25 protein-coding genes are annotated in these 23489 nt (G+C 65.7%); 8 read left to right on the top strand and 17 right to left on the bottom strand.

Going from position 1 to position 23489, the window contains the following annotated elements:
- Positions 1-39 precede the first annotated feature (39 nt).
- A complete protein-coding gene (locus tag VN706_23925) occupies positions 40-1128 on the top strand; it encodes a putative glycoside hydrolase (protein ID HXT18697.1) in 1089 nt (362 codons plus the stop codon).
- Positions 1129-1146: 18 nt separating this feature from the next.
- On the opposite strand, the gene VN706_23920 is transcribed toward VN706_23925, so the two are convergent.
- Complete coding sequence (locus VN706_23920) at positions 1147-2406, bottom strand: cysteine desulfurase-like protein (protein ID HXT18696.1); 1260 nt, start codon at positions 2404-2406, stop codon at positions 1147-1149.
- Positions 2403-3290 (bottom strand): NAD(P)-dependent oxidoreductase, encoded by an 888-nt coding sequence (locus tag VN706_23915; protein ID HXT18695.1) that lies wholly within the window; start codon positions 3288-3290, stop codon positions 2403-2405. The genes VN706_23920 and VN706_23915 overlap by 4 nt, the downstream gene beginning before the upstream one ends.
- A 45-nt stretch (positions 3291-3335) precedes the next feature.
- Between VN706_23915 and VN706_23910 the strand changes: the two genes are divergently transcribed.
- Both VN706_23910 and VN706_23905 read left to right on the top strand, forming a co-directional pair.
- On the top strand, positions 3336-3566 hold the full coding sequence (locus VN706_23910) for a cation transporter (GenBank protein HXT18694.1): 231 nt from the start codon (positions 3336-3338) through the stop codon (positions 3564-3566).
- A gap of 55 nt (positions 3567-3621) precedes the next feature.
- Positions 3622-4053 carry a hypothetical protein gene (locus tag VN706_23905; protein ID HXT18693.1) on the top strand — a complete coding sequence of 144 codons (432 nt, stop codon included), beginning with the start codon at positions 3622-3624 and terminating at the stop codon, positions 4051-4053.
- Here the strand turns inward: VN706_23905 and bioB are convergent.
- Genes bioB through bioF form a run of 4 tightly spaced genes read right to left on the bottom strand, consistent with a single transcriptional unit; the run spans position 4008 to position 8215 of the window.
- Complete coding sequence (gene bioB, locus VN706_23900) at positions 4008-5102, bottom strand: biotin synthase BioB (GenBank protein ID HXT18692.1); 1095 nt, start codon at positions 5100-5102, stop codon at positions 4008-4010. The genes VN706_23905 and bioB overlap by 46 nt on opposite strands.
- Positions 5053-5757 carry a dethiobiotin synthase gene (bioD, locus tag VN706_23895; protein ID HXT18691.1) on the bottom strand — a complete coding sequence of 235 codons (705 nt, stop codon included), beginning with the start codon at positions 5755-5757 and terminating at the stop codon, positions 5053-5055. The genes bioB and bioD overlap by 50 nt, the downstream gene beginning before the upstream one ends.
- Complete coding sequence (locus VN706_23890) at positions 5754-7031, bottom strand: adenosylmethionine--8-amino-7-oxononanoate transaminase (protein ID HXT18690.1); 1278 nt, start codon at positions 7029-7031, stop codon at positions 5754-5756. Before VN706_23890 ends, bioD begins: the two co-directional genes overlap by 4 nt.
- On the bottom strand, positions 7028-8215 hold the full coding sequence (bioF, locus tag VN706_23885) for an 8-amino-7-oxononanoate synthase (protein ID HXT18689.1): 1188 nt from the start codon (positions 8213-8215) through the stop codon (positions 7028-7030). Before bioF ends, VN706_23890 begins: the two co-directional genes overlap by 4 nt.
- A 314-nt stretch (positions 8216-8529) precedes the next feature.
- Between bioF and mgtE the strand changes: the two genes are divergently transcribed.
- From mgtE to VN706_23865, 4 genes are read left to right on the top strand one after another with little or no spacing between them, the layout of a single operon-like run.
- Positions 8530-10005 (top strand): magnesium transporter, encoded by a 1476-nt coding sequence (gene mgtE / locus VN706_23880; GenBank protein HXT18688.1) that lies wholly within the window; start codon positions 8530-8532, stop codon positions 10003-10005.
- Positions 10002-10265, top strand: coding sequence for a hypothetical protein (locus VN706_23875; protein ID HXT18687.1), 264 nt, complete (start codon positions 10002-10004; stop codon positions 10263-10265). Before mgtE ends, VN706_23875 begins: the two co-directional genes overlap by 4 nt.
- 30 nt (positions 10266-10295) lie before the next feature.
- A complete protein-coding gene (locus tag VN706_23870) occupies positions 10296-10505 on the top strand; it encodes a cation transporter (GenBank protein HXT18686.1) in 210 nt (69 codons plus the stop codon).
- Positions 10506-10513: 8 nt separating this feature from the next.
- Positions 10514-11392 carry a cobalamin-binding protein gene (locus VN706_23865; GenBank protein ID HXT18685.1) on the top strand — a complete coding sequence of 293 codons (879 nt, stop codon included), beginning with the start codon at positions 10514-10516 and terminating at the stop codon, positions 11390-11392.
- 28 nt (positions 11393-11420) lie between these two features.
- On the opposite strand, the gene VN706_23860 is transcribed toward VN706_23865, so the two are convergent.
- The 6 genes from VN706_23860 to VN706_23835 all read right to left on the bottom strand — a co-directional run bounded on the left by VN706_23860 (position 11421) and on the right by VN706_23835 (position 17930).
- On the bottom strand, positions 11421-13340 hold the full coding sequence (locus VN706_23860; GenBank protein HXT18684.1) for an acyl-CoA dehydrogenase family protein: 1920 nt from the start codon (positions 13338-13340) through the stop codon (positions 11421-11423).
- A 91-nt stretch (positions 13341-13431) separates the two neighbouring features.
- Positions 13432-13707: a hypothetical protein gene (locus VN706_23855; protein ID HXT18683.1), complete on the bottom strand. Its 276-nt coding sequence runs from the start codon at positions 13705-13707 to the stop codon at positions 13432-13434.
- Complete coding sequence (locus tag VN706_23850; protein ID HXT18682.1) at positions 13704-14450, bottom strand: SURF1 family protein; 747 nt, start codon at positions 14448-14450, stop codon at positions 13704-13706. The genes VN706_23855 and VN706_23850 overlap by 4 nt, the downstream gene beginning before the upstream one ends.
- Positions 14447-15949, bottom strand: coding sequence for a hypothetical protein (locus tag VN706_23845; GenBank protein ID HXT18681.1), 1503 nt, complete (start codon positions 15947-15949; stop codon positions 14447-14449). The genes VN706_23850 and VN706_23845 overlap by 4 nt, the downstream gene beginning before the upstream one ends.
- Positions 15925-17121 (bottom strand): hypothetical protein, encoded by a 1197-nt coding sequence (locus VN706_23840; GenBank protein HXT18680.1) that lies wholly within the window; start codon positions 17119-17121, stop codon positions 15925-15927. The genes VN706_23845 and VN706_23840 overlap by 25 nt, the downstream gene beginning before the upstream one ends.
- Positions 17121-17930: a DUF72 domain-containing protein gene (locus tag VN706_23835; GenBank protein HXT18679.1), complete on the bottom strand. Its 810-nt coding sequence runs from the start codon at positions 17928-17930 to the stop codon at positions 17121-17123. Before VN706_23835 ends, VN706_23840 begins: the two co-directional genes overlap by 1 nt.
- A 135-nt stretch (positions 17931-18065) precedes the next feature.
- Here VN706_23835 and VN706_23830 point away from each other — a divergent pair, with 135 nt between their 5' ends.
- Entirely contained in the window at positions 18066-18590 is a 525-nt protein-coding gene (locus VN706_23830) for a hypothetical protein (GenBank protein HXT18678.1), read from the top strand.
- Positions 18591-18771: 181 nt separating this feature from the next.
- Here VN706_23830 and VN706_23825 read toward each other — a convergent pair whose 3' ends face one another.
- Genes VN706_23825 through VN706_23805 form a run of 5 tightly spaced genes read right to left on the bottom strand, consistent with a single transcriptional unit; the run spans position 18772 to position 23378 of the window.
- The gene (locus VN706_23825) at positions 18772-20265 is read right to left on the bottom strand and encodes a hypothetical protein (GenBank protein ID HXT18677.1); all 1494 of its coding nucleotides are present in this window, start codon (positions 20263-20265) and stop codon (positions 18772-18774) included.
- Positions 20262-20957, bottom strand: a complete 696-nt coding sequence (locus VN706_23820) for an ABC transporter ATP-binding protein (GenBank protein ID HXT18676.1) — start codon at positions 20955-20957, stop codon at positions 20262-20264. The genes VN706_23825 and VN706_23820 overlap by 4 nt, the downstream gene beginning before the upstream one ends.
- Entirely contained in the window at positions 20954-22141 is a 1188-nt protein-coding gene (locus VN706_23815) for an FtsX-like permease family protein (protein HXT18675.1), read from the bottom strand. The genes VN706_23820 and VN706_23815 overlap by 4 nt, the downstream gene beginning before the upstream one ends.
- 10 nt (positions 22142-22151) lie before the next feature.
- Positions 22152-22991: an FtsX-like permease family protein gene (locus tag VN706_23810; protein HXT18674.1), complete on the bottom strand. Its 840-nt coding sequence runs from the start codon at positions 22989-22991 to the stop codon at positions 22152-22154.
- A 9-nt stretch (positions 22992-23000) separates the two neighbouring features.
- On the bottom strand, positions 23001-23378 hold the full coding sequence (locus tag VN706_23805; GenBank protein HXT18673.1) for a phage holin family protein: 378 nt from the start codon (positions 23376-23378) through the stop codon (positions 23001-23003).
- Positions 23379-23489 lie beyond the last annotated feature (111 nt).

Raw genomic sequence — 23489 nt, 5'->3', positions numbered from 1 at the left:
GAGCCTCATTGCGGGCAAATATACGCTAGAATTCTGCGCATGCGCCGCTCACTTGCCGTTCTCTCGCTGCTCGCGTCGATCGCTCTCGTTGTCACCACGCCGCTCGTCGCACAACAGTCCGCGCCGACGACCGTGCGCGCGCTGTACGTGAATCGCTGGGCTTCGCAAAGCAAGAAGCGCATGGCGAAGCTGCTCGCCGCCGCGGATGAAACCGAGATCAACGCGCTCGTCATCGACATGAAGGACGAGTTCGGGTTGAACTACAAGACCGAGAATCCCGAGTTCGCGAAGAACGCCGGCACCGCGAACAAGGTGCGCGACCTGCACGCGCTGCTCGACACGCTCAAGGCCCATCACATCCTGGCGATCGCGCGCATCGTCGTGTTCAAGGATTCGGTGACGGCGCGCGTCCATCCGGAGTGGACGATTCGCCGCAAGGACAACTCGATCTGGCGCGACAAGAAAGGCATCGCGTGGGTGAATCCCTATCATCGCGAGCTGTGGGCGTACAACATCGGCGTCGCCGAAGAGCTGGCGAAGATGGGCTTCGGCGAGATTCAGTTCGATTACATCCGCTTTCCTGAACCATATCCGAGCCTTCCGCCGCAGGTATTTCCCGACAACGGCGGCGTGTCGAAGCCGGACGCACTCGCCGCGTACCTCAAGGAAGCCAAGGCCCGCATGAACAAGCTGGGCGTGCGCGTGACGGCGGACATCTTTGGTCTGGTGACGACGGTCGCCGGTCCGCTGGAAGTTGGTCAGGACTGGGAGAAGATCTCGCCGAACGTCGACGTGGTGCTGCCGATGGTCTACCCGTCACACTACCGCTCGGACGACGTGCCGGGGGTGCCGCATCCCAACGCCGAGCCGTACAAGGTGATCAAGTGGGCGATCGACCGGGCGAAGGTGCGCGATAAGAGAATTGGTATTACAACTCCTGAACACATCCGTCCCTGGCTTCAGGCCTTCACGCTCGGGAAGCCGGAATACGGGCCGGAGCAGCTCAAGGCGGAAAAGCAGGCAGTGTACGACGCGGGTTACGACGGCTGGGTGATGTGGAACCCCGGCTCGATCTACGACGTGTACATGCCGGCGCTGGAGAAAACGCTGGTGTCGCGGAAGAAGTAGCGGGCGATCGTTCGCGCGCTAGGTTCGTCCGGCCGCGATCGCCCGCAGGCCCTCGATCAGCCGGCCGACTTCATCCTCGCTCGTGTAGCAGCTGCACCCGACGCGCACCAACCCGTGCGGGCGCAGGCCCAGGCGATCGACGATCGTCGCCGCATAGAAATCGCCGTTCGACACGAACACGCCGCGCTTGGCGAGCGCGATCGCCACGTCGTCGGTCGTGAAGGCGCGCAGCGTGAACGACAGCGTCGGCGTGCGCGGTGTGCCCGGCGGCGGACCGTACAACGTGAGTCCGTCGATCTCCGCGAGCGAATTCCAGAGCGTCGTGAGCAGCGAGTCGCCGCGCGCGTGCAGCGTGTCGAACGTGCGGCGCAGCGCGCCGCGCCGATTCATCTCGCCGCCGGCCAACGACGCCAGAAAATCGACCGCCGCCGCCGCGCCGACCATACCTTCGTGATTCTGCGTTCCGGTCTCCAGCCGTTCGGGCGAATCCTGCGGCGCGGGATCCAACCGCGGCGCGTCCAGCGCCTCGATCAAATCCTTCTTGCCCCACAGCATGCCGATGTGCGGCCCATAGAACTTGTATGCCGAGCAGCCGAGGAAATCGCAGCCGAGTTGCTGGACGTCGACCAGGACGTGCGGCGAGTAATGCACCGCATCGACGAAGACCTTGGCGCCGACGACATGCGCGAGCGCACCGGCTTTCGCGACGTCGGTGATGGTGCCGAGCGCGTTCGATGCCGCGTTGATCGCGAGCAGCTTGGTGCGCGGCGTGATCGCCTTCTCGAGATCGCTCCAATCGAGACACCCGCGCTCGGTATTGAGGCGCACCATGCGCACCGTGACGCCGCGCTCCTTCTCGAGCCACGTCCACGGCGCGACGTTGCCGTGGTGATCGATCTCCGTGATGACGATCTCGTCGCCCTTGCCCCACTCGCTGCCGAACGCGCGCGCGAGATGGAACGTGAGCGTCGTCATGTTCTGTCCAAACGCGATCTCGTCGGCGCGGCCGTTCACGAAGTCGGCCATCGCCTGCCGCGCCTCGGCGAGCAGCGCGTCGGTCTCTTCGCTCGTCGGATACTTCCAGTGCGTGTTCGCGTTGTGGTGATAGAGATACTCCGCCATCGCGTCGACGACGTCGCGCGGCACCTGTGTTCCACCCGGCCCGTCGAAGTACGCGACGGGATGCCCGTTGTGCATTCGTTCGAGCGCGGGAAAGCGTGAGCGAATCTCGGCGACGCTCGCGACGTGCGCCGTCGTATCGCGCGCGGTCGCGGTCATTGAATCTCCACTCCTGCCCACTGCTCGATGAGCTTCACGATCTCCACGTGGTCGGCGAGCTCACCGAGCTCGCCGCGCGCGATGCGAAACACGTCCGCCGTGAGTTGCGTGACCGGCGCGGGTACGCGATTGTCGCGCGCCAATCCCGCGGCGATGCCGATGTCCTTTTCGAGCAGCGCAAGTCGAAACGTCCGCGGAAAGGCGCGCGTGAGGACGCGCTCGGGAATGAGATTCATCGACGAGTTCGATCGGCCGCTCGAGGCGTTGATCACTTCGAGCGCCTTCGCGGGATCCACGCCTTCTTTCACGAGCGTCGCCAGCCCTTCGGCCGCCGACAGGAGATGAATGGCGAGGAAGGCCTGGTTCACCGCCTTCACGGTGTCGCCCGCGCCGATGTCGCCGCAGTGAACAATTTTTTGACCGAACGTCGCGATGACTGGCCGAGCGCGGTCGAGCACGGCGGCATCGCCGCCAACCATCACGGTGAGGATTCCCTTTTCCGCACCGCTCACGCCACCGCTCACCGGGGCGTCGAGAAAGTCGGCGCCTTTTTCGGCGAGTCTCGCGGCGATCTTGCGCGACGTGCCCGGATCGCCCGACGTGCAATCGACGACGATCGCGCCGCGCTCGATGCCGGCGAGCAATCCTTCGTCGCCGTCGAGCAGCGAATAGACGTCGGGCGACGTCGACAGGCAGATGACGATGACTTGGGCGTCGCGCGCGGCGTCGGCCGGCGACTTCGCGTGCCGCGCGCGGTGCTCGGTCGCGAACGATTCGGCGCGCTCGGCCGTGCGATTCCAGACCGCGAGCGGCATACCGGCCGCGGCGATGCGTGCGGCCATCGGGCGCCCGATGGCGCCCAGGCCGAGGAAGGCTGTGTTCATGCGAGGGAAGTTATCGCGTCGTTATCAGTTCGCTATCTTTCACGCATGATCACGCGAGCGCGCGTCGAGGGAATGAGCTGCCAGCATTGCGTGCGCGCGGTATTTACCGCGCTCACCGCGCTGGAAGGCATCTCGCGGGCGGACGTGTCGATCGGCGCGATCGAGGTGGAGCATGACGGACGGGTGACGGTCGATCAGTTGCGCGAGGCGGTGGCGGTGGCGGGTTACACGGTGGTCGCCGGCAAGACCGATCGACGGGTACTCCCCGTCGTTTAGGGACCGGGGCCGCCGGCGACCGGCGGACCGCGGAACTCATTGGACTATTTCAATCATGCCGCGGACGCCTGACCCGTTACGAGTCTTCGCGAAGCAGGCCAGTGACCCGAAGCTCGCTCGCCTGTTCACGCTCCTTGCGCGGCGCAGGACGACATTCGAGAAGATGTACGCTCGGTTTGCCGAAAGCATTCTCCATCACCGTCAAGTGCGAGAAGGGCGCGCGGCGCATCTGACGCCCAAACAACAGCGATGGATTGACGACGCGCGGCGAGCTGCCGGTCAGGCGAACAGGGACTTGCTGGCCACGCCCCGATCGTTGAGCGATGCGGATCGCGCGCGCGCCATTCTCGCGAGTGAGAGGATGCAACTGAGCTTCGACGAGCGAATGCTTCCCGGCTACGCGCCGGAGGACCAGCCGCTGGCGGCGGAGCTGCTGAGGTTTCAGCGTGAGACGATCGAATTGATCGAGTTGGCGTTGGATAGCTGATCGCTCTCGACCAGCACGTCCGCCGCCGTCAACAGCTCGTCCAGCCGTGCGGCGTCGAGCGCTGCTCCATCCGGCGACTCGAGCACGAAACCGGCATCGCGAATCATCTCGTAGTCGGCGCGTGCGGCCTGGCCCGGCGTCGTGAGATAGTCGCCGATGAAAATCGAGTTCGCCGCGTAGAGGCCGAGCGGCTGCATGGACCGCAAATGCACTTCGCGCCCGCCGGCGATTCGAATCTCCTGCGACGGCAGGATGAAGCGATACAAGCACAGCACGCGGAGGCAGTAGCGCGGATCGAGCGCGCGCAACGTCTCGAACGGCGTTCCAGGAATTGGAATGAGGAAATTCACCGGCACGCTGCGCACCCCGAGCTCGCGCAACGAGAGCGCGAGGTCGATCACGTCGTCGCGACTCTCGCCCATGCCGATGATACCGCCCGAGCAGGTCTTCATCCGTGACTGCGCGACGTTGTTCACCGTCGCGACGCGGTCGCCGAACGTGTGCGTCGTCACGATCTCGTCGGTGAATCGCTCGGAGCTGTTCAGGTTGTGATTCACCTGATCGACGCCGGCCTCCTCGAGCCGTCGGACGTGATCTTCGGTGAGCAATCCAAGACATGCGCACACGTGCATGTCGTGTCGCGCCTTCACCTCGCGCACCGCGTCGAGCACCTTGTCGAACACCCGGCCCCCGGGCGCGCGGCCCGAGATCACCATGCAGAACGTGCCGACGTTGAGCTTCGCCGCGCGATCGGCCGCCGCGAGAATCTTTTCGCGCGCCAGGAAGGGATACTTCTCGATCTCCGCCGCCGACACCGCGGACTGCGAGCAGTAGTGACAGTCCTCGGGACACAGCCCGCTCTGCGCATTCAATAAAAAGTGCAGGCGCACGCGATTGCCGAAGTGATGCCGGCGCACGCGATAGGCCGCGGCAAGCTGGTCGAGCATCGCGTCGTCCGGAGCGCTGAGCACCGCAAGCGCTTCGTCGCGCGAGATCAGCTCACCGGCGAGCGCCTTGTCCGCCAGCGAGTTCCAATTCTGAAATGACATGAGGAAGGAGGAGGTCGGATATCGAATCAAGTTCGTCGGTGTCGGCGAGCCACGGAAGCTCGACGACGGGAACATCCTCGAGCTCGGCGATCAGCAGGCCGTTCTCGCGCGCCGACGTGTCGCTCGACGGCTTGACGTTGTTCAACGCGACGGCGCGCACGACCAGCCCCGCCGCACGAGCCGCGGCGATCGTGAGCCGGGTGTGGTTGATCACGCCCAGGCGATTCGCCGCGACGACCAGCACGTCGAGATTCCAGCGCGCGAACAACCCGTCGAATGACAAGCGGTCGGCGATCGGAACGAGCAAGCCACCCGCGCCTTCGACGAGCAGCGCGTCGCATTCGGCGACCGCGGTGCGAATCGTGTGATCGAGCACGTTGAGATCGACCGACGACCGCGAGCGACGCGCGGCCGCGAGCGGCGCGATTGGATCGGCGAAAACGAGCGGTGCAACGATCGACAGCGGCAGCACCGCGCCCGCGGCTTTCGCCAGCCGCATGCCGTCGCGCGATTCATCATCGAACGCGACGCCGGTCTCGACCGGTTTCATCGCCGCAACGCGAAGCCCGCGCCTGCGCAGGCCGGCGGCGATCGCGCAACCGACCATGGTTTTGCCGACGCCAGTGTCCGTTCCGGTGATGCCGAGTCGAATCACAGTCCCTCCGCGAATTCGGCGATGACGTCGTACGCCTTTCCGAGATCGTCGGCCGTGGAGCAATAGGGCGGCAGGACGTACACGGTGTCGCCGAGTGGGCGGAGGAGCACGCCGCGCTCGAGAGCGAACGCGCGCAAGCGCGGACCGATACCACTCAGATACCCGGTGTCCGGCGCGACGAGATCCAGCGCGAAGATCGTCCCGAGGACGCGGACGTTGGTGACGGTACGAATGCCGGCGAAACGCCCCACCGCCGCGCGATGGCCCGCCTCGATGGCGCGCCGGCGTGACCCACACGCCTCGTCGAGCAACGCGAGCGACGCCAGCCCCGCCGCGCACGCGATGGGGTTGGCCGTGTATGAGTGTCCGTGAAATAGTGTTCTCTTACGATCCGTCGATTGGAACGCCTTGAAGATCTCGTCCGTCGCGAACGTGGCTCCGAGCGGAAGAAAGCCGCCGGTGATGCCCTTGGAGACGCACATCAGATCGGGACTTACGCGCGCATGCTCGCACGCGAACAGTGGGCCGGTGCGGCCAAAGCCCGTCATCACCTCGTCGGCGATGAACAACGCGCCGTCACGCTTCGCGATCTCGCGCAGCGCCGCCAGCGATTCGGCCGGCCACAGACGCATGCCGCCGGCGCCCTGCACCATCGGTTCGACGATGAGCGCCGCCACCTGCCCCTCGCGCACCGCCACGACGTGCTCGAATGCCGAGACGACGTCTTCCTCCGACGGATCGGGCAGATGCACGACCTCGAACAGCTCCTCGGCGAACGGGTCGGTGAACAGGCCGCGCGCGCTGACGCTCATCGCGCCGAACGTGTCGCCGTGATACGCATTCTCTAAAGCCACGATGACGCGGCGCTTCTCACCGCGATTCTGCCAGTACTGCAGCGCCATCTTCACCGCGACCTCGACCGCGGTGGACCCGTCGTCGGAGAAAAAGACGCGCTCGAGACCGGACGGCACGCGCTTCACCAGCGACTCGGCCAGGCGCGCCGCCGGTTCGTGGGTGAAACCCGCGAAGATGACTTGCTCCAGCTCGCGAGCCTGGCGCGCGATCGCGTCGGCGATCTCCGGCTGCGCGTGGCCGTGCAGCGTCACCCACCACGACGAGATGGCGTCGAAGATCGCGCGGCCCGACGCGTCGTAGAGATAGGCGCCCTCGGCGCGCACGATGACGTCCGCCGGCTCGCGCAACCCGTGCTGCGTGTACGGATGCCAAACGTGCCGCGCATCCGCGGCGCTCACATCGAAAGGCGTGTGCTTCATTCGTGAATCACGTCGGCGAGTGTATCCGCCAGTCGCCCGATCTGATCGTCCGTGTGCGCGGCGCTCAGCGATATGCGGAGCCGCGACGTTCCGTCGGGAACCGTTGGCGGCCGAACGGCGCCGACCAGTACGCCGCGCCGCGCGAGCTCATTCCCGATACGAGCTGTCGCGGCGGCATGGCCGATGTGAATCGGAATGATGTGCGTTCCCGTCGGCGCGACGCCCGGAATGCGTCGCTCGGTGAGCGCCGCACGCATCGCATCGGCGTTTCGCGCGACACGCGCTCGACGATCCGGCTCGGCGCGGACGATGCCGATCGCGGCGCGCGCTATCGCAGCCTGCGCCGGCAGCGGTCCGGTGGAAAACACGAAGCTGCGCGCGCGATTGATCAGCAGGCGCCGAAGTGTCTCGCTTCCCGCGACGTACGCACCCGCGCCGCCGAACGCTTTGCCCAGCGTGCCAACGAGCACGTCGATGTCGCCCTCGACGCCGCAGTGCTCCGGTGACCCGCGTCCATGCGAACCGAGGACGCCGGTCGCATGCGCGTCGTCGACGTAGACCCAGGCGTCGAAAGCACGCGCGAGCGCGACGATCTCGGGCAGGGGCGCGAGGTCGCCGTCCATCGAGAAGAGCCCGTCGGTCACGATGACGGCGCGCCGCGTGCTCGCGCGCGCTCGAGCGAGCAGCCCGCGCAGTGCGTCCATGTCAGCGTGCGGATAGACGTGGACGGCAGCGCGACTGAGCCGGCATCCGTCGATCAGCGACGCGTGATTGAGCTGGTCGGAGAAGATCGCGTCGCCGCGGCCAACGAGGGCGCCGATCGTGCCGACGTTCGCGGCGTACCCGGTCGCGAACGACAACGTCGCCCCGGTGCCGAAGAACTCGGCCAGGTCGCGCTCCAGCGCCTCGTGGGCCGGACTGTTTCCGGAAATGAGCCGCGATGCGCCAGCGCCGCTTCCGTATTCCTGCGCCGCCTCGGCGCCCGCGGCAGCGAGCCGAGCATCGGTCGAAAGGCCGAGGTAATCGTTCGATGAGAAGTCGATCGCGGGCGCACCGTCGACTTCGACGTCGGCGCCGAGCGTCCGACGAACGACTCGAAGCGATCGCTCGAGGCCGGCCTGTCGCAGCGATTCCAACTCGGCGTCGAGCGCGGCGTCGAGCGAAGACGTGACGGAGGAAGACACGTCATGAGGCTAACGTCAAACGCCGTCCTTGTCATCCTGAGCGAGCGCAGCGAGCGAAGGACCCTGCGTCGCCGAGGAGAGAGATCCTTCGCTTCGCTCAGGATGACACCGCGGCTCACGATGCGCCGGCTCACGATGCGCCACGAGATTTGTATCACTTAGCGCAGATTCGTCGCGATTCAGGGTTGTGCCGCCGCGCTCGTCGTGCCTAACTTGCCGCCGCGAATCCGCCCACGGTTCAACCGTCCTGGCGGAATTCCAAGCGGAGGTGCGTAGCGCCGACGCGAGGAACGATCTCGGTAAAGGACGGCACCATGGCCCCAGCACAGCGCAACCCAGAGGACCGTCCGGTCGCGGCATTGCTCGCGCCCGATATCGTCGCGCTCCTCGAGGAGTCGCCGGCCGACATCCGCGCGGAGACGGAGGAGATTCACCCCGCCGATCTCGCCGACGTCGCCGAGCTGCTGGAGCACCAACAGCTGCAGGCGTTCCTCGCCGCGCTCGGACCGGATCGCGCCGCCGACGTGCTGGAGTATCTCGACGAAGAGCTGAGAACCGAATTCCTCGAAGGCATCACGCCGCGTCAGGCAGCGGAGCTCGTCTCGGCCATGACGCCGGACGATCGCGCCGACACGCTCGAGGAGATCGACGAGGAGCACGTCGAGGAGATCCTCTCGGAGATTCCGGCCGAAGCGCGGCAGGAAACCGAGAAGCTGCTCGCGTACGAGCCGGACACCGGCGGCGGTCTGATGACCACCGAGTTCGTCTCGGTGTCGGCGGACATGACCGTGGAAGCGGCGCTCGAGAATGTGCGCGCCGTCGCGCGCTCCGGACGCCGGGAGGCCATGCACGCCATCTACACGACCGACGCACAGAATCGCGTGGTCGGGGTGATGTCGCTGCGCGAGCTGCTCGCCGCGCCGGCGGGGGCGCGCATCAACGACATCGCGTGGTCGGAAGTGGTGAGTGTGTCGCCGCAGGCCGACCGCGAAGAGGTCGCGCGCGTAATCGCGAACTACGACCTCGTCGCGGTGCCCGTCGTGAGCGAGTCCGGCCACATCATGGGTGTGATCACCGTCGACGACATCATCGACGCGATTCAGGAAGAACAGACCGAAGACGTCCAGAAGCTCGGCGGTATGGAGGCGCTGGACGAGCCGTATTCGACGATCGGCTTCTGGCGCATGATCAAGAAGCGCGCGGGGTGGTTGAGCGCGCTGTTCCTTGGTGAGATGCTGACGGCGACCGCACTCGCGTCATATCAGAAGGTGATCGACGAGCAGACCGTGCTCGCGTTGTTCTTGCCGCTCATCGTGAGCTCAGGCGGCAACTCGGGCTCGCAGGGCACGTCGCTGCTCATCCGGGCGCTCGCGCTCCGCGAAGTGTCGCTTCGCGACTGGTGGCGTGTCGCGAGCCGCGAGATCGCGACGGGGCTCACGCTCGGCGTGATCCTGGCGATCATCGGCTTCGCGCGCATCGAGGCGTGGCAGTACATGGCGGAGCACGGCTGGACGGTGCTCGGATTCAAGCTTGGTCACAACTACGACATCACGTTCGCCAACGGCGTGCCCGTCGTGCACATCGTGCATAATCCACTCGCGCTCACCGTCGCCGTCGCGCTCGTGGGCGTCGTGATGTTCGGCACGCTCGTCGGCTCGATGCTGCCGTTCATTTTCCGAGGCCTGGGCTTCGATCCCGCGAGCGCGTCGGCGCCGTTCATCGCCACGTTCGTGGACGTGACGGGGTTGATCATTTACTTCAACGTCGCGTTGCACATTCTGTTGCGATGAAAGCCAAACCTGGATCGCCGCGGCCGAAGCCGCCGGCGCAGTCACGTCCAACGCTGGCGCGATCCGTCGGCGGCTTGCCGCTGCCTCCCAAACTGCCGAAGCCACCGGTGCCGCGCGTGATGAAACCGCTTCTCGCGGCGCCACCGAAGGCGACCGTCTCCAAGCCGCATCCGCCGACGCCGAACAAGCCGGCATCGAGTACCGCGGCGGCGCGGCCAAGCGTCGCGGGAAAACTCGGCTCGTTCGTGCCGAAGCGTTAACTTTCTCGGCGAACAATCTCGAGGGCCACGATGGAAGCGCTGAACCTGACGATCGAAGGAATGACGTGCGAGCACTGCGTCCGCGCGGTGCGTGGACGCCTCGAGAAAACCGACGGCGTGAGAGTCGGCGACGTACAGGTCGGCTCGGCGAAGCTCAAGTTCGATCCCGCGAAAACGAACGTCGACGCGATCGAGGACGCGATCGCGGACGAGGGCTACACGGCGTTCGTGGCCGATTGAGGGCCCAGGTGCGAGTCGTCTCCTTCTTGCCGGCCGCGACAGAGATCGTATGCGCGCTTGGGCTCGAGGAGTCGCTCGTCGGCGTCTCGCACGAATGCGACTATCCGGCGATCGCGCGCGAGCGGCCCGTTGTCGTGCATTCGGCGATGGCATTGGCCGCGCTCGGCCCGGCCGCGATCGACGATGCGGTCCGACAACGACTGCACGGTGGCGAGAGCCTCTATGTCGTCGATGAATCGTTGCTGCGCGCGCTCGCGCCCGATCTGATCATCACACAGGACCTATGTCAGGTCTGCGCGCCGTCAGGCAACGACGTTACTCGACTCCTCGCATCGCTGTCGCCGCGTCCTGAGATTCTGTATCTCACGCCGCGATCGTTCGAGGACGTCGCCGACAACCTTCGCGCCGTCGCACGGGCGACGGGAACGGAAGCGCGCGCGGAGGCGCTCTTGGCGGAACGGGAACAACGTCTGGCGCATGTCTCCGAACGCATGAAAGGAACAAGTCACCCGACCGTGTTCTTCGCCGAGTGGGTCGAGCCGATCTACTGCGCCGGACACTGGGTGCCCGAGATGATCGAGCGCGCCGGAGGCGTACCGCTCATCGCACGACCGAACGCCGATTCAGTGCGCATCGATCGCGACGAAATTCCCGCGGCCGCCCCCGATGTGATCATCGTCGGCCCATGTGGATTCTCATTGGCCGGAGCGATCGAACAAGCTCCAATGCTCGGCATCGATGCGCCGCGTATCGTCGCCGTCGATGCCAACGCCTACTTCGCGCGGCCGGGACCGCGACTGGTCGATGGCGTCGAGCTGCTCGCCCACATACTGCACCCCGCGCAGTTCCCGTGGTCGCGCGAGCGGGAAGCGTACCGCGAGCTGTAAGAAGCTGGAAGCCTCGGAGCCGCTCGCGTTATCGGCCCGCGGCCACGCGAATGTTATCCTGCGTCTGCGTCAGGTTCGCGCCATCGGCGCGATCCTCGAGCGGACTGATGATCCCCGTCTCGAGCCACGCATGCTCGCCGCGCATGACCTGCTGCGCCACGCGATACATCTCCGCGTCGTAGTGCCCGTAGAAATCATCGAATAGGCGCGCGATGCGCACACGCGCCGCACGGCAGAACAGATCCGCCAGGCCGTTCGCGTTCTTGTTTCCTTCCTTCGCCAGCTTGCGCGCGCGCACGCACGCGGCGCTCATCGCGAACAGCTCGGCGCCGATGTCCACCGCGCGGAACAGCACGAGCTGCCGCCGCTCGAGCTTGGGGCCAAGCCGCACCATCGCATGGAAGATCGCGCGGCCGAGCTTTCTCGTGTGACGCTCGGCGAATCGCATGTGGCCGGCGAGCGGACCGAATTCGCCGAATGATCCCGGTACCTGTCCCTTGCCGACCCACCGCGCCGGATACCACGTCGGATAGAATTTCATCACGCGCCCGAACGCCGCCGCTTTCTCGCCTTTCGATGATTCCTTGTCGACGAGCGCGAACGCGGTCTTGAAGTGATGGTCGACCGCTTCGCGCGCGATGAACAGCCGCATGATCTCCGACGATCCCTCGAAGATCAGGTTGATGCGGGCGTCGCGCATTGCGCGTTCAATGGGAATTGGACGCTCGCCGCGCGCGCGCAGCGAGTCGGCGGTCTCGTAACCGCGGCCGCCGCGAATCTGCAGCGCGTCGTCGACGATGTGCCACCCATGCTCGGTGTTGTACATCTTCGCGATCGCCGCTTCCAGCCTGATGTCATAGTGCCCATGTTCGGCCAGGCCGACGGTGAGGCCGGAGATCGCTTCCATCGCGAACGTGTTCGCGGCCATCATGGCGACTTTCTGCGCCACCGCTTCGTGCTTGCCGATCGGCGCGCCCCACTGCACGCGCTCCTGCGCCCACGTGCGCGAGGTAAGCAGCATCGCCTTGCCGCCGCCGGCGACGCTCGCCGGCAGCGTGAGCCGGCCGGTGTTGAGCGTGATCAGCGCCAGCTTGAGTCCCTTGCCCTCACCCCACAGAATGTTTTCGCGCGGAACCTTCACGTTCGTGAAGTGAATCACGCCGTTCTCGATGGCCTTGAGCCCCATGAAGCGGCAGCGGTGCACGACTTCCACGCCGGGCCACGACGTCTCGACGATGAATGCCGTGATCTGCTTGCGCGGCTTGCCGTTGACGACGGCGTCCGGCGTCCGCGCCATGACGAGCAGCAGCTCGGCGCGCGTGCCGTTGGTGCACCACAACTTTTCGCCATTCAAGATGAAGTGCGATCCGTCGGCGCTCGGCTCGGCGTGGGCGTGCATGTTCGCCGGATCCGATCCCGCGTCGACTTCCGTGAGCGCGAACGCGCTGATCGCTCCCTTGGCCAGTCTAGGGAAGAACTTTTTTTTCTGCTCGTCGCTGCCGAACAGCTTGAGCGGCTGCGGCAATCCGATCGACTGGTGTGCGGAGAGCAGCGCGGTGAGCGAGCCGTCTTTCGACGTCACCATCGCCATCGCTTTCACGTAGCTCGAGTACGAAAGCCCAAGACCGCCGTACTCGGTCGGGATCTTGATGCCGAACGCGCCGATGTCGCGCAGCTCCTGCACGTACTCTTCGGGAATCTCGCCCGTGCGGTCGATCATGTCGGAATCGACGCGCTCGAGAAATGCCTGGAGCTTGTCGAAAAACGGCTTCGCGCGCGCTTCCTCGCTTGGATCTTCAGCGGGATGTGGATGAATCAGATCCAGCCGAAAGCGGCCGAGAAACAGCTCGCGCACGAAGCTCTCGCCGGACCATTCGCTCTCGCGCGCCGCTTCGGCCACATCGCGCGCTTCACGTTCAGAAACCGGACTCGCCGCTGGATTCGTCATACACGCTCGCCGTGATGTTCCGTCGTTCATAAGGTACAGCGGGGACGACGACTGAGGAAATCACCGTCGCGGTGTGACTCCGGCCACTCTCTCAACCGCGCGCAAAGGCGCAACCTTCGGCGTTGGCGATGCAGCCGCAGTTTCGAAATTCTTCCGTTCGCTTCCCCGAGTGATCTATGCATGCCTCGAGCCGTCCGAATTCGACCACACGCACGTCGTTGATCGACCAGCTGGCCGAGTGGCTGTTGACGAGTTGTCCATTCTCGACGCTCACGATACTCGCGCTGCTCGTGCTCGGCTTCGCGTTCGACGTTCCGCGGCCGGCGGTGATCGTCGCCGTCGTGATTTCCGCCGACCTGCTGCTCAATCTGGCGCGTCGTTATCGTCGAACGCGCCGCCGTGATGCTGGTGATGCCGCTCGCGTCGTGACTGCGTGATCACGATGCCCGCGCCGCCGAGGGCCACACATGCGAACGCGAACCATTGGATCGCGTAGCTCATGTGCGGGCCCTCGTCGAGCGGCGGCACGGTGAGGCGCGCCATCTTGTCGGCCCGCATCACCGAGTCGCCGAGCAGCACGACGTACACCGGCGACACCGGGTAGGGGAGCGCGTGCGACACGGCCGCGTATCCCAGCCGTGAAATGACGTTCGGCTTCGAGGCGAACGCGGTTCCCGACACGGACGGAATCTCCTCCGCATAGCCGCTGAACGTCGTGGCGGTGTCGCGCCACCGCACTTGGTCGACCGACGCTCCATCCGGCGCGTAGATCCACCCGCGATTGACCAGCACGGCGGTATCGTGCCCGGGAATGCGAACCGGCGTGAGGAGATTCACGCCTGGCGATCCATTGTGCGTCCGCGCCGCGTAGATGAGCTCGTGCGCGTAGTCCGCGACGCCGGTGACGCGCGCGCGACGAAAACGGGCTTCGGCCGTGTCATGCGGAAGCTGAGTCACGTCGGCTTCGGCTGAATCGAGCCGCGAGATCACGAGTGCGTTTCGCGCGCGGCGTTGATGCAGTCGGCTCAACTGCCAGACGCCGAGGCGAATGCAGCCCGCGGCGGCCGCGACGGCAATCGCCACGAACAGCCAGAGGCGCGCGCCTTTCAATTCGAGCTACCGCGGACGTCGATGTCGAAGGCTCCGGTGAGAATTCGGTTCTGCCGCTTCACTTGCACCCACATGCGATAGCGTCCCGCTTTAGGAAACTCATATGGAAAGGACAGCGAGCCCGAGTAGCTCATGTCCATCGCCGGCGAAATCACTGCGTCGGCGCGAAGACGGCCGCGCGCGGTCGTGTCGCCGCGGTCGCGCGCCTGAAATATCTGCTGCGCGGCCGCGGTGACGGTACCCATCGGGTGTAGATGAATGAAAACTGAATCATCGCTCGCGAGCACGACGGCGTGCGCCGCCATGCCGAGAAACGGCTGCAGCGCGGCTACTCGGCCGGCCGAATCTTTCACTTCGAAGGCCAGATCCAGAGGACGCCGCGCGACGATCGGACCGTTCGTCAGCCACGTCAACGTCGAGCCGCCCCCGAGACGCGCGATCGCTCCGCGATTGGCCGGCGCTAGCGTCCGCGATTCCAGCCACGCGTCGTCGGAATCTGCCGGCGCTCCATTCGAAGCCGAGCTGCCGACGTCGAACGTGTTCGTCACCGTGAACGACGCACCCGTTTCGATCGTGAGATCGCCGAACAACCGGTAGTGGCCGGCCGGCAGAGGCGGCAGCGTCGTGCTGAAGTGAAGCGAGTCCCCCTGCACCGGATGCAGATGTGCGAACACGAGATGATCCGGCTCGCTCACGATGAACAGGTGCATCATCTTGCCGTGATCGGGCACGACGGGCGCGAACAGCGCGCGATATGATGCCGTGTCGTGAACGTTCAGCTGCAACAGGCCATTCGCCGAAAGCGCAACATCCACTGCCGGCGGACGAAACATCGTGCGGCGGTACGCCGCATCGACTGTATTCCACCACTTCGCGCCGCCGAATACGAGAACGGCGAAGAGCGGCGTCGCGATCAGCGCGAAGCGATTCGCGCGGCGCCGCACCGATGCATCGGCCACTTGGCCCGGCGGCAACACACCCTCGCCGGCCGCCGCGCGCACGATCGTGATGAGCCCCGCGATCAACACGCCGCCGAGCACGACGAGAATGCCGCCGAGGAACGGCGACATGCCGAGGCGCGCGGTCGCGATCGAATTCACCGGCACAACCGCGGTGCCGGAACCGCGGGCGCCCTCGACATTCACGTAGACGCTGTACGCGCCGCGCGACATCAGCCACACCTGACCGCTGTAGAGATTCGCCTCACCCGCGACACGGCGAGCTTCGTCGCCGATCGGCGCGCCACTGACGCCGGTCTTCCAGAACACCGGTTGAATCGTCACGCGGCGCGCATCGCTCGCATTCACGCGCACGACGACGTCGGCTAATCCGGGCACGACGTTCGGAGGCCGGACAATTACACGCACCGCGTACGCGCCCGCCGATCCGTCGTATACGACGTCGGGACTTCCCACGTGGGCCGATGCGACGAGCCACAGGGCGGGAATCAGCACCGCGCCGAACGCGCGCCGCTTCACCGCTGCACACGGCGCATCCATGCGCCGCGTCCCAAGCCAAGCGCGCTGGACGCTGTCGCGAGGCAGAAGGCGAGCAGCATGTACGCACCAAACGACCACGCGCCCGGCGCGGCTGGATCGAATCGACGTGTCAGCGCCGCATACGCCGGCGCCATCCAGTACACGAAGCTCTGTGGGTTGATCAGGCGGTTCGCCGCCGCCGGCGTCATCAGGAACGAGGCGAACGGCCACTGCACGGCGAGAAACACGCTCACGAACGTCGCGCCGAGAATGGCCGCGAGCGCAAGTGTCGGGACGCGGCCGTCGAGACGCTGTGTGATGAGATCGAAGCAGATGGCCGGCGCGATCACGAGCAGCGGAAACGGCAGCGTCACCATGTGCGTGACGTGCTGGAAGATCGGTCCCAGCTTGGGCGTTGCGGGAAATAGTTCGATCGTCCACATCAGCACGACCATGATTGCCGTGAACCACGCCGCCGCCGCGGTCGCCGCCCAGCGCAGCTTGATCGCGCGGCCCATCGCGGCGAGACCAAACGGAAATGCGGCCGAGCACATCGCATAGAACCAGCCGCTGTGCATCATGCGGCGTTCGCTGTACTCGGTCAGAAACAGCGCGTAGTTCATGAGGAAAAAGCCGGCCGTCAACGACAGCACCCACGCCAGCCGCCTTCGATCACGCTCGGCCGCGCGATTCTGCTCGGCCAGCGTCAACAGCAGTGCGCCGGTGACGATGGCGAAAATCCCGATCGCGAGCACCGCGTGCGGCGGGCTGATGATCTTCACGTCGAGGCCGTATGCGTTGTGCCACCAGTTGTCGAATGGCGCCGACGCGAGCATGGCGATGCAGCCCCAGATGCAGATCCACACCCCGAGCGGCGCGCGAAAGCCCCAGAAGCTGACGGTGGCAGCGCGTTCGGCCTCGGAACCGCGAAACGTGGTGTGCAGCGCCACGACGCCCGATCCGAGCCCGGCGATCAAGCCGCCTGTTTGAATGAGCAGATGCGCCGGCGTCCAGAACGTGTCGCGCCCAATCGACATGTGCCACGAGATGTCCCAGTAGACGCCGATCATCACGCAGGCGGCCGCGAACACCGCGGCGTAGGCGAGCTTCGATGTGGCGGGCGCTTCAACGCGTTCGACCCGCTCGGCACCGGCGCCCGGCCCGACGCGTGGGACGAAAACCTCGGTTGCCATTAGAAAAGACTCATTTGTTCGCCGAGTTGTTCGGGCTCGACGGCGTCCTGCTTGAGAAGCCGCTGCAAGTCGCGCCCGGACTGCGGCGAATGGCCGGCGAAATGATTGTTCACGTAGACGTACGCCATCCGCTGCTGCTCGATGTACGGCCAGAGTACGTTGGCCCACGTCTCGAGATCGCGCGTGCGATCGACCTGGATGCGCGAGAAATCGACGATGCTCTGATCGACACCCATGAGCCGCACGTAGGTGAAATCGGAGGTGGGGCGTGTCGCGAGCTGCATCATCTGCTTGCGCGGAATCCATCGTCCGTCGCTCAACGTGAGCGCCACGTTATGCTCGGCGAGCAGGGCGAGCACGCCGTCGTGGATCCATCCGCGCTGCCGAAACTCGATCGCGAAGCGGATGTCGCGCGGCAGCTTCGGGAGAAACGCCGCGATGGCCGGCAGCTCGACCGGTCCGAAATCGGGCCCGAGCTGGATGAGGATCGGACCGAGTTTGGGGCCGAGCTCGCGCGCGCGGTCGAAGAATTCGTTGGCGAGCTCGTCGACGTCGCGGAGGCGGCGTTCGTGGGTGATTTCCTGCGGGAGCTTGAGCGAAAAGGTGAAATCATCGGGCGTCCGCTGCGCCCAGCCGCGCACGGTCTTGACCGCGGGAATGGCGTAGAACGTCGAGTCGACCTCGACGGTATCGAATGCGCGGGCGTAGACGCCCAGAAATTCGGTCGCGCGGGTGGCGGGTGGGTAGAAGGGTCCGACCCACGCATCGTAGTTCCAGCCTTGAGTGCCAACGCGAATCATCCCGGGCATGGATGGAATCGGCACGCGGCGCCGATGCGAGTCAAGTGCGGCGATGGTGGGTGATGGTGACTGGAGCCAAGCGGTCTCTTTCTTGCCGCCCTATCGGGTAGAACGACACAGAACGACACGGCGAGGAATTCGAGAATGGCTGACAACGGCGATCCAGGCGTTGGCGAGGAGCTGGGCGAGGCGACCGGTGGGATTACGGGCGTGTTGGTCGGAGCGGGGATTGGTTCGGCGGCGGGACCGATCGGCACGTTGCTCGGCGGCATTGCCGGCGCGCTCGGCGGATGGTGGGCCGGCCGAGCGGTCGCGGATGCGGCGGGCACGCTTTCGCACGACGACGAGGAGTACTTCCGTTCGCACTTCGATTCGGTGCGTGATCGTCCGGCGGATCGTGCGTACGACGACGTGCGCGGCGCGTACTATCTGGGCCAGATCGCGAGCCACAACCCGAATTTTACCGCGCGCGAGTTCGAGGAAGTGGAGCCGGAGCTGGAGCGCGGGTGGGGCCCATATGCGGAGAAGTACGGCCCATGGCCGACGGTGCGTGGCTATGCGGCGGAGGGGTTCAATCGAGGCCGGTCGCGTCTAGATGACGCGGCACGGCGGGCGAAGGGCCAGCAGGAAGCGAGAGTCCCGGTGGAGCGGGACGAATCTCGGCCATAGCAAGAACTAGTATTAAAAAAAGATAACAACGACAACGTCTGGCCACATCTGACAAGATCTGTAATCTTGCAGTGCGTCGAGGCTGGCCATGGCGCCCGCCTCTCAGATCACAGACCCGGATCTGATCAGATTTTGTCAGACGTGGTCGTTTTATTCGATGTGCCCGCTGCGACCAGCCTCTCTACCGGTACGTCTCAAAGAACCCGGCTCCCTCGCCCGCGACCACCTTCCCCGCCACCCGCCCGCTGATCTTCATCCGCCCTTTCATCTGAATGAAATAGGGCCGTTCCAGTCCGCGCCCCGCGAACGCTTCCCCGCGCTCCGCCTTCGGCGTCCGCGTATCCGTCGCCGTCGCGTCTTCGATCGACAGGTCAATCCGTAAACTGTCATCGCCCCGCACATCGACCATCGTCGCGCGCGACGGCACATGAATCGTCGCATCGCCAACGCGCACCGAGAGTCCATCCTCATACGAAATCGTTCGCGGCCGAAACAACGACAGAAAGCCCAGCGAATCCGTCACGTACACGAACAACGGTTGCGACGCGGTCGCGCTGTCCGACGCCTGAATGCGTCCGTACAACAACGTGTACGCCCCCGCGCGCGACGCACCCCAGTCCCACGTCACCCCGCGCCAGACGCCCCAGTTGTGATCGTGATAGCTCTGCGCGCGAGCGTAGCGCTCACAGACCCCATTCACACAGATCGATCCCGTCGCCTCCGCGCGAAGACCCGGCACGACGTAGCCCGACGGCGCTTCGCCGCCCGTGAGCGCACCGCCCGGGAAATACACATTCTCCGCCGGCGAAACGACCAGCGCGACATCGAGCGCATCTGTTCCATGCTCGGCCACCGCATGCGCGCGCACGGCGTAGCGCCCGTCCGTCAATACCGTGACACTCGATGCGCCCATCGCCACGTTCGCGCTCGTCGTCGAGAACTTCACCGCGCTTTTGGGCACGTTCGCGACGTATCGCCGAGATATCCCGCCTTGCTCGTGTGTCGTCACCAAGACCTGACCACCCCACACACCATTCGGTACGGCACCACCGACGATGAACGAAATGAACGCCCACTTCTTCCCATCCGCCGACAACACGTTGAAATAGTGCCACTCCGCCCACGCCGGATCGTTGCGCACTTCAGGTGGCGGCACATGGAAATGATCGATCGCATCGCGCAGCTCGCCGGGAGCTGGGTCGCGCCACGCACGATCGAATCCGTCATCGCCCCACTGCCCCGCCGCCAATGATGGCGCGGCGCCCACCATCGACGTGCGAGACGGAATCTCGCCCGAAGCGAGAACAGGAACCTCGCGCCCGTTCACAGTTCTCGCATAAAGCAACTTCGCTTCGACCTGCGGCGCGACGGCGGTGACGTATGCGGCCTGCCGCGGCGCCGCCAGCACTTGCCGATAGATGAAGCGCGCGTGATCGATCGAGAAGAACATGCCGCCAAGGCCGCCGGTCTTCATCACCTCGACGTCGATGCCTTCAGGCAACACGGTGATCGATCCGCCGCCGACCAGCCTCTCGTCGCGCGCCTGATTCAACAACGCTTCCCCGATCGACAGCAGCACGATCATCACGCCGACGCCGAGGCTGTAGCCGAACAGCAGGAACGCGGATCGCCAGGGCCGGAGCGCGAGATTGCGCAGCGCCAGCAAGTGGATCACGGCGACGCCCGCTGGCGATCGTCGACGATCACCCCGTCGCGCATGTGCACCACGCGTTTCGCCGCATTCGCGAGATCTTCATCGTGCGTCACGACGACGATCGTCGTCCCATCCGCATTCACCCGGCCGAGCAACTCGATCATCTCCGCGCCCGTACGCGCATCGAGCTCGCCGGTCGGCTCATCGGCGAGCAGCAGCCGCGGCTGATTCGCCAGCGCGCGCGCAATCGCCACACGCTGCTGTTCGCCACCCGAGAGCTGCGCGGGGCGATGATCGCGCCGCTCGCGCAATCCCACGTAGGCGAGCAACTCGCGTGCACGCCTCTGCCGCTCCGCGCGCGACACCTTTGCCTCGGCCATCGGCAACTCGATGTTTTCCATCGCGGTCAACGCCGGCATGAGATAGAAACGCTGAAAGACCAAGCCGACGTGCATCAGGCGAAAGCGCGTCGCCGCCGCATCCGACATGGCGTCGACGCGCACGCCGTCGATCGACACCGAACCGGACGTCGGCTTGTCGATGCCGCCGAGCAGATTGAGCATGGTCGACTTGCCGCAACCGGAAGGGCCGACGAACGCCACATACTCGCCCGCCCGCACCTCGAGCGACACGCCGCGCACCGCGTGCACGAGCTCTTCACCCATGCGATAGTCGCGCTTCAACTCGCGGGCGCTCAGCAGCGGATCGCTCATCCGATCGCCTCCTCGCGCAGTGTGACCGCGATCGGCAGCGACGCACCTCGCCACGAGGGATAGATGCCGGCGAGAATCCCCGCGCCCACCAGCATGCCGAGCGCCGCCCACGCGTCGTGCGGTTCGAAGAGAAAGAAGTCGATCGCCGCGGGAAGTCCCGGAAATGACGCGAGGATCGAATTGAGGTAGCGCGCGGTGACGAGCCCCAGCCCTAATCCCGCCGCCGCGCCAATCGTCATGATCGCGACACCCTCGACCACGATTTGCAGCACGATGCGCCCCCGCGCGACACCGATCGCGCGCATCACGACGATCTCTCCGAGCCGTTCATTCACCGACACGGTCACGAGCGTGCTCACGAGCAGGAATCCGACGACGAGGCTCACCACGCCGAGGATGAGCGCGAGCTGGCGAAAGTAGCTCAGACGCTGATCGACCTGCTGAAGCGCGCTCTCGGTGGAAATGACGCTGACGCGCGGCAAAGCGGCCTCGATGCGGCGCGTGATACTGTCGACGTTCGCGTTCGATGCGGCGCGAATCATCACGAGCGACACGCGATCGTGACCAATCGTGCCCTGCATGGCCTGCAGCGTCGCCAGTGGCAACGCCACCGCGCGCTGGCCGGCCGCGAGATAGAGGAATCGCGCGCGCGCCACGATGCGCAACGTCCTCCGGCCCGAGTACGAGCGCAGCTGCGGATCGTACCCGGCGGCGGCGGGGATGGTATCACCAACCGCCGCGTGCGCCGCGCGAAGAAAGTCGTCGTTCGCGACGATCTCGTTCGGCCCGTCCGGAATCCGCCCGGCGAGGATCTCGTAGTCGCCCTGGACCGCCGCATTGAGCCCGAGCGCGCTGGCGGTCACGGTGCGATCGCCGACGATCGCGTGCACCTGGCCTCCGAGCACGGGACTGACGGTCGTCACGCCCGGAATCGCCTGCAACGCATGCACGACGTCGCTCGCGTCCGGAATCGTCGCATCGGTATCGAACGGCAACGTTCCTTTCGGCGCGATACGAAGCTGAAAGCCACGCGACAATAAGAGATCTTTAAACGATGCGCGCATGCCGCTCGACAGCATCACCATGTCGAGCAGCATCGCCGCGGACACCGCGACACCAAGCACGGCGAGCAGCGTGCGCGAGCGATGACGCGTGAGCGTCGCCCAGGCCAGGCGCAGCAGCATCAGGAAATCTTCACGCCGCGCGCCGGCCCGTCAGCAAATCGAGCGGCGGCACATGCACCAGCCGCTGCGCCGCGAGAAACCCGGCGCCAAGTCCGAGCACCACCGACAGCGACACCGCGAGTATCACCACACTCGGCGTCACCGCGGCGAAGGCCAACGGCGTACGATACACGCCGCGATAATGCCAGTTCACGATCGCCGCCGACAGCCAACCCAGCGCGACGCCGACACCGCTCCCGGCCACCGCGACGAGCGCCGATTCGATCATCACCGAACGCACGATCGACGGCGCCGAGATGCCGAGCAGTCGCAGCGCGGCGACGTCGCGCCGCCGCTCGTCGACCTTGAGCAGCATGATGCACAGTAGAAAAACCGCGCTCGCGACGATGGTAATGACGCCGATCGCGCGATGAAATCGGCTCACGACCAGAAACGTGCGCGACGTCTCGACCGCGATGTCGCGCGAGCGATACGCCTGGAAGCCGAACGCGGCGCGATCGATTTGATGAATCGCGCTATCGACCGCCGGGCCCGGCCGCGTCGCGACCGCAAACCGATCGACGCGATCGCCATAGCCGATGAGCGACTGCAGCTCGTCGAGGTGCATCCGCACGCGATACTCGGCGCGCGCCACCTCCGACGGATCCGCACGGCGGCGAACGATGGCTGAGACGACGACGGTATCGCCCGCGCCGCCCGGTATATCCGAGACGATCAGCCGATCGCCGATCGAGACACGACCGTCCGCCGCGAGCCGCTCGTCGATCGCGATCGTGCGCGGCGCGTGACGCGGAGGGACGGAATCGATTGTCTGGAAGACGACTGCTGCAAGAAGCAGCGCGACGGGCATGCCGAAAAGCTAATGCAGCGTCGAGCGCGTCTGCTCCAGCGTGTACGACGGCTCCGCGTACGCCGCGAAGCCTTTCTTGATCATCAGGGCGCCGAGCGCGAGATCGATGACGGCGGCGACCATGGCGCCCAGCCACATGTGTCCCGCCACGAGACGGCCGATGAGCGTCGCGACGAACATCGTGAAGGCCACCATCGCCACCACACCGACACCGAACGCGATGCCGAGCCACATGACGCCGAAGACGCCGCCCTTGAGGTTGTCTTTGACCTCGAGCTTCGCCAGCCGGACTTCGTCGCCAAGCAGCCGCTTGGAGTCGTCGCCGAGTCTCGAGATCAGATCGGGAATGCCGATATCGGGATCGATCGGCATACGTTGCACGCCCATGGCTTCCTCATCGCTTGCGCCAACCAACCCCGGGGGCAAAGAGCGTTCCGTCCAGTTCTTGCCGCCGGGTTTGCGCGCCTCGGTTGAGGCGCCCGCGTTTGTGCCCTCGCG

The organism is Gemmatimonadaceae bacterium (assembly GCA_035606695.1).
In the GTDB taxonomy this organism is placed as follows: domain Bacteria; phylum Gemmatimonadota; class Gemmatimonadetes; order Gemmatimonadales; family Gemmatimonadaceae; genus JAQBQB01.
This window is presented reverse-complemented; position numbering and strand designations above follow the sequence as displayed.

Excerpts from the sequence above, each read along its gene's own strand:
- VN706_23870 (HXT18686.1), top strand. The coding sequence starts at position 10,296 with ATGGAAGCGCTGAACCTGACGATCGAAGGAATGACGTGCGAGCACTGC.
- VN706_23875 (HXT18687.1), top strand. The coding sequence starts at position 10,002 with ATGAAAGCCAAACCTGGATCGCCGCGGCCGAAGCCGCCGGCGCAGTCA.
- VN706_23845 (HXT18681.1), bottom strand. The coding sequence starts at position 15,949 with ATGGATGCGCCGTGTGCAGCGGTGAAGCGGCGCGCGTTCGGCGCGGTG.
- VN706_23920 (HXT18696.1), bottom strand. The coding sequence starts at position 2,406 with ATGACCGCGACCGCGCGCGATACGACGGCGCACGTCGCGAGCGTCGCC.
- VN706_23820 (HXT18676.1), bottom strand. The coding sequence starts at position 20,957 with ATGAGCGATCCGCTGCTGAGCGCCCGCGAGTTGAAGCGCGACTATCGC.
- mgtE (HXT18688.1), top strand. The coding sequence starts at position 8,530 with ATGGCCCCAGCACAGCGCAACCCAGAGGACCGTCCGGTCGCGGCATTG.
- VN706_23810 (HXT18674.1), bottom strand. The coding sequence starts at position 22,991 with ATGCCCGTCGCGCTGCTTCTTGCAGCAGTCGTCTTCCAGACAATCGAT.
- VN706_23925 (HXT18697.1), top strand. The coding sequence starts at position 40 with ATGCGCCGCTCACTTGCCGTTCTCTCGCTGCTCGCGTCGATCGCTCTC.
- VN706_23805 (HXT18673.1), bottom strand. The coding sequence starts at position 23,378 with ATGGGCGTGCAACGTATGCCGATCGATCCCGATATCGGCATTCCCGAT.
- bioB (HXT18692.1), bottom strand. The coding sequence starts at position 5,102 with ATGTCATTTCAGAATTGGAACTCGCTGGCGGACAAGGCGCTCGCCGGT.
- VN706_23910 (HXT18694.1), top strand. The coding sequence starts at position 3,336 with ATGATCACGCGAGCGCGCGTCGAGGGAATGAGCTGCCAGCATTGCGTG.
- VN706_23815 (HXT18675.1), bottom strand. The coding sequence starts at position 22,141 with ATGCTGCTGCGCCTGGCCTGGGCGACGCTCACGCGTCATCGCTCGCGC.
- VN706_23915 (HXT18695.1), bottom strand. The coding sequence starts at position 3,290 with ATGAACACAGCCTTCCTCGGCCTGGGCGCCATCGGGCGCCCGATGGCC.
- VN706_23905 (HXT18693.1), top strand. The coding sequence starts at position 3,622 with ATGCCGCGGACGCCTGACCCGTTACGAGTCTTCGCGAAGCAGGCCAGT.
- VN706_23890 (HXT18690.1), bottom strand. The coding sequence starts at position 7,031 with ATGAAGCACACGCCTTTCGATGTGAGCGCCGCGGATGCGCGGCACGTT.
- VN706_23840 (HXT18680.1), bottom strand. The coding sequence starts at position 17,121 with ATGGCAACCGAGGTTTTCGTCCCACGCGTCGGGCCGGGCGCCGGTGCC.
- VN706_23830 (HXT18678.1), top strand. The coding sequence starts at position 18,066 with ATGGCTGACAACGGCGATCCAGGCGTTGGCGAGGAGCTGGGCGAGGCG.
- VN706_23835 (HXT18679.1), bottom strand. The coding sequence starts at position 17,930 with ATGCCCGGGATGATTCGCGTTGGCACTCAAGGCTGGAACTACGATGCG.
- VN706_23860 (HXT18684.1), bottom strand. The coding sequence starts at position 13,340 with ATGACGAATCCAGCGGCGAGTCCGGTTTCTGAACGTGAAGCGCGCGAT.